This window comes from Tepidanaerobacter sp. GT38 (assembly GCF_021991635.1).
GTDB lineage: Bacteria > Bacillota > Thermosediminibacteria > Thermosediminibacterales > Tepidanaerobacteraceae > DTU063.
The window spans coordinates 24,668-32,433 of sequence record NZ_JAFFJA010000036.1 but is presented as its reverse complement, the minus strand read 5'-3'; the positions used below and the strand labels follow the sequence as shown (position 1 = coordinate 32,433).

Sequence of the window (7,766 nt, the reverse complement as noted above, 5' to 3'; positions counted from 1 at the left end):
TGATGCCTGTTTTTAGTTGGATCTCATTTATAGTTTTTTTACATATTTTATTTGACTTTTAATAGTTGGTCTTTCTATATCAATTATTAAACTTTTATATAAGTTAAGTTCGTTTCTTCTACCGCATCTTGAACAGGCAAAAAGGCCCTGTACTAAACAATCCCCAGGTGCTCCTATCAATTAAACTGGAATCAAAAAGCGGAGGAGTAAACTCCAGATCCCACAGTCCGCCACATTCACAGTTTGGTTGGTGGGTTGTTACATCAACTTTTTTCATGCATTTTGAACAGGTAAAATTCATATTTTCACCTCTGGAAATGCCCAACTCACAAACTTTCTGGTTGCAAAGTGTTAGTTATTTTTAACAGTTTTTACCGTATCTCGTAAATTTCTAATTGACTCAGTGTAAACCATATTTCCCACGACAATGGTATCCGCTGCTTTGCTCATCATTTTGGCCTTTTGAGCGTCATCTATACCTCCGCCGTAAAACACTTTGGCATTTGTTAAACCATTTTTAATATATGATACCAGTTCCGGATCGCCGAATTTTCCACTGTATTCTATGTAAATCAGGGAAAGATCAAAAAGCTTCTCCCCACAGCGGGCATATGCCAAAACATCTTCTTTGTCTAGTGGAAATATTGCTTTTGTAAGTTTTGCAGCAGCACAGTCTGGATTTAAAATTATATAGCCTTCAGGTAAAACTTCTGTCCAGTCCATCAGTTCTCCTATGAGCTTTACTGCATCTTTATGGGCGCCTATAAGCCATTTGGGATGGCCTGCATTTAAGACTACAGGTATTAAATATCCGTCAAATCCAAAGGTTATCGCATCTATCGCAGACACTTCCAGGATTTTGGGTAATGGATATGGCTTTAAAAGTCTAAATAACTTCAGGACCTTTTCCCTGGTGATATTCTGTGTACCTCCCACAATTATGGCATCTGTGCCACTCGCTACAACTTGCTCTATTAATGATTCATTTGCTGGTTTGTCTGGATCAAGTTTTACTACATGACGCCAGTTTTTCCACTCCGGAAACATTAAATACCTCCACTTAGCTTTTGTCGCAAAAGCTTTATCAGTTAATATTTAACTAAATTTGAAATGCTTTTGAATGCTTTATGTAAAAATTCCTTCGGCCCTGCTTTTTGTTCATCGTCTGTTGGATATACTTCGAGAATCATATTACCCGAATAACTTTCTTTCGGAAAAGAGTTGCAAAAATCTTCCCATTCAATTACACCATTTCCCGGCAGCCAGTGCCTGTCTTTCTGACCGTCATTGTCCGAAATATGGCAGGTAATCAGCCTATGGCCAAAATCTTTCAATAAAAACTCGGCCTTATTTAATTTTGCATGTGAACTATCATAGCAAAAACCCAAATATTCCGAGTCTATTTCCGATAAAATAAGGGCAATGCCATCGGTAAATCTAGTGTTTTCCACAGCTATTTTTACATTTAGCTCCTGGGCTTTTAAAGTAAGATGCGAAATGCTTTCAACTCCATATTTACTGAGCTTTGGTGGAATATCTCCTTCCATAATATGCATGACCATTATCGGAATATCAAATCTTGCACAGTCCTCCAGCCAGTTCAAGTACTGATTTATGATTTTTGATCGGGCAAAAGGATCCTCACTCCATAAATCATTGGAATTGCAAGTGGGTGTGTGAATATTGTCTAATATCAATCCAAAATCTCTTGCCATTTTAGGCATGTCCGCTTTTTTGACAGGGTAATCTCCCCATTCATCTTCCCACCAAAGGCAAGTCGAATCAAAACCGGCACTCTTAATAAGTTCGAGTCTTTTTGATAAAGGCATCACAAACCCAAACCAAGAAAATATTCCGGACTTGGCCATTAATCTTCTCCTTTATCAGTTAATAAAAGTGATAATTTAGACATTTAGGGCATAGTCTAAGTCCTCTATAATATCTGACACATTTTCAATTCCAACAGAAATCCTTATCATGCTTTCTGAAAGGCCGAAATCTTTTAGTTTCTCTTTAGGATACCCAGCATGGGTCATGGCAGCCGGAAGTTCAATTAGGGTTTCGCAATCTCCCAAACTCACTGCAAGTTTGGCAAGTCTCATGCTATTTACTACTTTTTTAGCCTTATCCAGTCCCCCTTCTACCTCAAAACTTATTATTGCTCCAAAACCGTCCATCTGTTTTTTTGCAAGTTCGTGGCCTTTAAAGGTTTTAAGGCCTGGATATATGACCGATTTAACCTTTGGGTGTTTTTCTAAAAATTCTGCAACTTGTATGGCATTGGCTTCATGCTGCCGCATTCTTACACCTAATGTCTTTAATCCTCGAAGCATTAGCCATGCGTTAAAGGGACTCATAACAGCACCTAATTCGCACATATAGTCAAATTTGAGCTTTTGTATGAAATCCGTATCTTTTGATACGGCAACACCTCCCAGGGCGTCGCCGTGGCCACATATGTATTTTGTTGCACTGTGGACTACCACATCAACGTCGAAGGTAAGGGGTCTTTGAAAATAAGGCGTCGCAAAGGTGTTATCCACAACAACTTTGATTCCCTTTGACTTTGCCAGTTTCACTATCTGCTCTATATCTATTATCTCTAGATTTGGGTTTGATGGTGTTTCAAAATACAAAACTTTGGTGTTGTGGTCAATAGCTTTTTCCACAGTTTCAGGCTTGGTAAAATCCGCGTTTTTACAAGTTATATGGTATTTTGGAAGGAGTTTATGTGTAACCGTAAAGCTGGAGCCGTACAAAGTTTTATGTACTACTACATTATTACCTGGAGATAGAAGGGAAAGCAATACGGAGGATATGGCTCCCATTCCTGACGCAAATGCTACTGCATCTTCACCCTCTTCCAGCTCGCTCATTCTCTGCTCAAATAATTTTAATGTAGGATTATTGCCTCTGGTATAAATAAACCCCTGTTTTTCAAAGTTCATAATAGCTTCGGCATCTTTAACATCATCGAACTCAAAAGTGCTTGTCATAAATATAGGAGGATTTAAAGCACCCATCGGATTTTTATGTTTCCGGCTTCCATGAATCGACAGAGTATCAAAGCCATAGTCTTTACTCAATATTATTCCCCCTGTTAAGTTATTCTCAATAAGCATTTTAATAACTGCCTGTAATCTTGTTAATAAAAATTATACATTATTTTCAAAACCTTTTTAAGTCTAAAACTGGAAATGATTACTTTCACCAAAAATAGCAGTTAAAGAAAAGGTAGTTTTACATGCACCAAAAATGACCAAAAAAATATGTTTAGACCATGAAAATGGCCTAAACATAATACGTAAGTTTTATTGATCTTATATTTTATTCTTTCATCATTGCCTCTTTCAGTTTTTCAGGGTCAATTTGGAGTCTCGCAACTCCCGTTCTCATTGCAGCTTTTGCTACTTCACATGCTACATAGGCCGCTACACGCTTATCAAAGACTCCGGGAATGCAGTAGTCCGGTGACAATTCCTCAGGAGCAATTAGGGATGCTATTGCATGGGCAGCTGCAATTTTCATGTCTTCGTTTATATCTGTTGCCCTGGTTTCTAGAGCTCCGCGGAAAATACCGGGGAATGCCAAGACATTATTTATCTGGTTTGGGAAATCTGAACGGCCGGTTCCTACCACTTTTGCTCCTGCCGCTTTTGCCTCATCCGGATATATTTCAGGTATAGGGTTTGCCATAGCAAAGACGATTGGATCTTTTGCCATGGCTCTTACCATGTCTTGCGTTACCGTTCCGGGGCCGGATACTCCAATGAAGATGTCGGTGTCTTTTAACGCATCAAATATGCTTCCGCTTATATTTTGTCTATTCGTAATTTCGGCCAACTCTTGTTTGCTGGGATTTAGATCCGTCCTATCTCTTGACACTATACCTTTGCTGTCACATACAATTACATCGGCAACACCCGCTGAAAGCAAGAGTTTCGCTATGGCTACACCTGCCGCTCCCGCTCCATTTATGGCAACTTTCACATCCTTTATGTCTTTTCCTACGATTTTTACGGCATTTATGATTGCAGCTAGAGATACCACAGCTGTACCGTGTTGATCATCATGGAAAATGGGAATATCAAGTTCCTGTTTTAGTCTATTTTCAATTTCAAAACATCTGGGTGCTGAGATATCTTCCAGGTTGATTCCTCCAAAAGTGGGTGCTAAGTATTTTACGGTTTTTACGATTTCATCCACATCCTGGGTGTCAAGGCAGATTGGAAATGCATCAACTCCACCGAAATATTTAAAAAGCACTGCTTTACCTTCCATAACAGGCATTGCTGCTTCAGGACCGATATTACCCAAACCCAACACTGCAGATCCGTCAGTAACAACGGCAACCATGTGCCCTTTTGATGTATATTCATATACTAAATCCTTATCATTGCTTATTTCCTTGCACGGTTCAGCCACACCTGGTGTATAAGCAAGGCTTAAATCCTCTCTATTCTTCAATTGAACTTTACTTATAACCTCAATCTTGCCTTGATTTTCTCTATGTAGTTTTAGAGCATCTGTTTTTATATCCATTGTTAAACCTCCTAAATTTATAATAATCTATTTTATTCTATATTTTTTAGGTTCCGTTTCGTAAAGATTGTTCCCTTGAGAATCAATAACGACTATTGCAGGAAAATCTTCAACATAAAATCTATGTATAGCTTCAGCACCCAGGTCTTCATAGCATACCACATCAACCTTTTTAATACTTTTAGCAATCAAAGCCGCTGCACCGCCTACTGCCCCAAAGTACACTGCACCGTGTTCTTTCATGGCATCAATTACTTCCTTAGACCTTGTGCCTTTCCCAATCATTCCTTTAAGGCCAAGTTTCAATAACTGGGGTGTATAAGGGTCCATTCGGTAACTGGTGGTAGGTCCCGCAGGACCTACAGCATAACCGGGTTTAGCCGGGGCAGGCCCTACATAGTATATAATCTGTCCTTTTAAATCGATAGGCAGCTCTTTTCCCTCATTTAAAAGATTCACCAACCGTTTATGAGCTGCGTCCCTGGCAGTATATATCACCCCTGTTATCAGCACATTGTCTTTGGCTCTCAACTTTCTAATTTCTTCAGTGGTAACAGGAGTCATTATTCTAATTACATTTTCCACAAGATTTTTCCTCCTCCACTATCATATAACTTTTTCCGCGTGGCGCGATGCGTGACAGCAGATATTTACGGCTACAGGCAGGCCTGCTATATGGGTGGGAAAATACTCAATATTCACCGCAAGAGCTGTGGTCCTGCCCCCAAGGCCCCCTGGCCCTATGCCGGATTTATTTATCTCCTGTAAAATCTCATCTTCAAGCTGGGCATAGCGCAGGTCCCCGTTATATTGTCCAACAGGCCGCAGCAATGCCTTTTTAGAAAGAATCGCAGCCATTTCCATTGTACCTCCGATGCCTACTCCAACGATAATAGGAGGACAGGGATTCGGGCCGGCATTTACGGCAGTGTCCACAACAAATTTTTTTACGCCTTCTACACCGTCTGCGGGTTTTAGCATTTTCAAACTGCTCATGTTTTCGCTGCCAATGCCCTTTGCAGTTACAGTAATCTTTACTTTATCGCCAGGCACGATTTTTACGTGAATTATTGCAGGTGTGTTGTCTTTTGTGTTTTTCCTGTCAAATACAGGATCACTAACCACTGACTTGCGCAAAAAGCCTTTTGTATATGCCTCTCTAACTCCCTGGTTTATGGCTTCATTAAAATCTCCATCAACTATTAGCACTTCTTGACCCAGCTCAATGAAGGCAACTGCAAGCCCTGTATCTTGACAAATGGGTATTTGTTCCTTAGATGCAATCTCGTCATTTTCAATTATCTGTTTTAAGACTGATTTGCCAACAGGTGATTCTTCAATTTCGCACTGTTCTTTTAGTTTATCGTAAACATCTTTTCCTATAAAATAATTAGCTTGCAAAAATAAGTCCCGAACAGTATTTTGTATAACTTCCGCTTTAATCTCACGCACGTAACTCACCTCACTGTTGTTTCCAATCCTTAATATTGCTACATATCGAAGCTCTTTTTTTATTGCGGATCTTCTCGGTTCAGTCATTTTCTTAGAACTCATATTTTTCCTATTTCTTCAGGTGTTAAAATGCCTCTTTCAGAAATTATTTGGCACAGTTTTGGCGCTTTTAACCCGTATTCAGCAAGTTTTGATGCACTTTCATAGCCAATATAAGGCACTAGTGCCATAATAATCCCGACGCTCCTTTCAACCATGTTCTGGCATAATTTCTGTGTTTGCCTGTATTCCCACAATACACCTTTCTCATTAGTATTCATATTTACAATGAAGTGCTAACTAACACCGCCTTATAACGTCTACTACAAACTGATCCACATATTTGCTTTCAAATAAGGATTTTTCATCGGCAGCTTGTACAATAGCATCCCCTATTTTTTTATCCAATTGCCCTGCTTTCATATTGGCAAGGGGCTGCCTTTTTGACCATGACCAGAGCCAATACCAGCTCTTTATGGGGTCAGTAGCCCGTAATAGGAAAATTCTCCAACGACCGTTGGATTTGTATTCCATAATATACATCCGCTGGCACTGCTTTTTCATCGAGAAATCATGTTTAAACGTATTTTTAGCACTTTATTTCCTCCTTAAAATATAAATCATCTTATGATATAAAACAATTCTATTTTTTAATTTGATAATTCCGTAAAACTTTATTTCATTTATTATTCATTCCTTTTGCTCGCTCAACACAGCACTTAGCAAGTATAAATGAAGGGTCGATGTATTCCTTCGATATCCCTATTTTTTGAGCAAGCACAGGCAGTTCAGTGCAGCCTAAAATCGGCAGGGAATGGCTATAAAATTTGCTCCATTCCAATAAAAAAGGCAATAAAAATAAAAATTTGGGATAAAGAATTCTTCCCATTATATAATTCTTTATCCCAATGTTGCAGCCAAACTTGTTAGTTTGGCTGCAAATTTAATTTGCCAGATAAAGTTTTAAGTTGAAATAGATTTTTTAGTGGGTAGATGCAATTCTCCTTCTGTAGCTGACAATTAGACCAAAAACTCCTACAGGAGCAAATGCCATTATTAGTGCCACAACTTTATAACACACTTCTGCTAAACTGTCAAAAAAAGTAAGGAATGGTTTGGCTCTCTCACCCACTAGAGTAATACCAATTCCTAGAATTAAAGCAAAAAATATAATTTGAAGCATGTTTGCATCTGCCATGGATTGAATGGGGTTTGTCGGGATAATATTTAGGAGGGTTTCTATTACCGAAGGAACTTCTTTTGCTTCAGCTGTCGCATCCACAGGAATACTTAATCCAATGCCCGGATTTATTATGTTGGCAAGAAATAACCCTAATATAACTGCTATGGCAGTAGTCACTAGATAATAAGCTAATGTTTTAATACCTATTCTTCCTAATTTTCCTACATCTCCGGTGCTGGCGCTGCCCACGACTAACGAGGATAAGACCAAGGGGACAATAATCATTTTTATGAGGTTTAAAAATAAATTTCCTAAAGGTTTTATATAGGTTGTCGCAACTACTGGTGAGGATTGAAGCATTAGGCCTGCCATAACACCTAAAACCAATCCAATGAAAATTTTCGTCGATAAACTAAGCCTTTTCATAAATAACCTCCCTTACAGTCTAAAAATACCCTCTTCTTATTAATCCTTTTGCAAGCGCAATCCTCCCTTTATGGTAAATATATTTTTTCAAAATAGGTTTTATGTTTATAAGAATGATATTATT

At 38.7% G+C, this 7,766-nt stretch carries 9 protein-coding genes; all 9 read right to left on the bottom strand.

The window, feature by feature from the left end; genetic code table 11:
- Positions 1 to 351: 351 nt before the first annotated feature.
- Complete coding sequence (locus JT739_RS06310; protein ID WP_237660264.1) at positions 352 to 1,047, bottom strand: heptaprenylglyceryl phosphate synthase; 696 nt, start codon at positions 1,045 to 1,047, stop codon at positions 352 to 354.
- A gap of 41 nt (positions 1,048 to 1,088) precedes the next feature.
- Entirely contained in the window at positions 1,089 to 1,868 is a 780-nt protein-coding gene (locus tag JT739_RS06305) for a sugar phosphate isomerase/epimerase (protein WP_237660263.1), read from the bottom strand.
- Between the two features lie 36 nt (positions 1,869 to 1,904).
- Positions 1,905 to 3,092: a PLP-dependent aspartate aminotransferase family protein gene (locus tag JT739_RS06300; RefSeq protein ID WP_370642588.1), complete on the bottom strand. Its 1,188-nt coding sequence runs from the start codon at positions 3,090 to 3,092 to the stop codon at positions 1,905 to 1,907.
- Between the two features lie 235 nt (positions 3,093 to 3,327).
- Complete coding sequence (locus tag JT739_RS06295) at positions 3,328 to 4,542, bottom strand: NADP-dependent malic enzyme (RefSeq protein WP_237660261.1); 1,215 nt, start codon at positions 4,540 to 4,542, stop codon at positions 3,328 to 3,330.
- A gap of 27 nt (positions 4,543 to 4,569) precedes the next feature.
- On the bottom strand, positions 4,570 to 5,127 hold the full coding sequence (locus JT739_RS06290; protein WP_237660260.1) for a Fe-S-containing hydro-lyase: 558 nt from the start codon (positions 5,125 to 5,127) through the stop codon (positions 4,570 to 4,572).
- A gap of 21 nt (positions 5,128 to 5,148) precedes the next feature.
- Positions 5,149 to 5,994, bottom strand: coding sequence for a fumarate hydratase (locus JT739_RS06285; RefSeq protein WP_370642587.1), 846 nt, complete (start codon positions 5,992 to 5,994; stop codon positions 5,149 to 5,151).
- A 98-nt stretch (positions 5,995 to 6,092) separates the two neighbouring features.
- Positions 6,093 to 6,224 carry a hypothetical protein gene (locus JT739_RS12720; RefSeq protein WP_255688451.1) on the bottom strand — a complete coding sequence of 44 codons (132 nt, stop codon included), beginning with the start codon at positions 6,222 to 6,224 and terminating at the stop codon, positions 6,093 to 6,095.
- A 109-nt stretch (positions 6,225 to 6,333) separates the two neighbouring features.
- Positions 6,334 to 6,567, bottom strand: a complete 234-nt coding sequence (locus JT739_RS06280; RefSeq protein ID WP_237660258.1) for a hypothetical protein — start codon at positions 6,565 to 6,567, stop codon at positions 6,334 to 6,336.
- A gap of 448 nt (positions 6,568 to 7,015) precedes the next feature.
- On the bottom strand, positions 7,016 to 7,642 hold the full coding sequence (locus JT739_RS06275; protein WP_237660257.1) for a dicarboxylate/amino acid:cation symporter: 627 nt from the start codon (positions 7,640 to 7,642) through the stop codon (positions 7,016 to 7,018).
- Between the last annotated feature and the right edge of the window lie 124 nt (positions 7,643 to 7,766).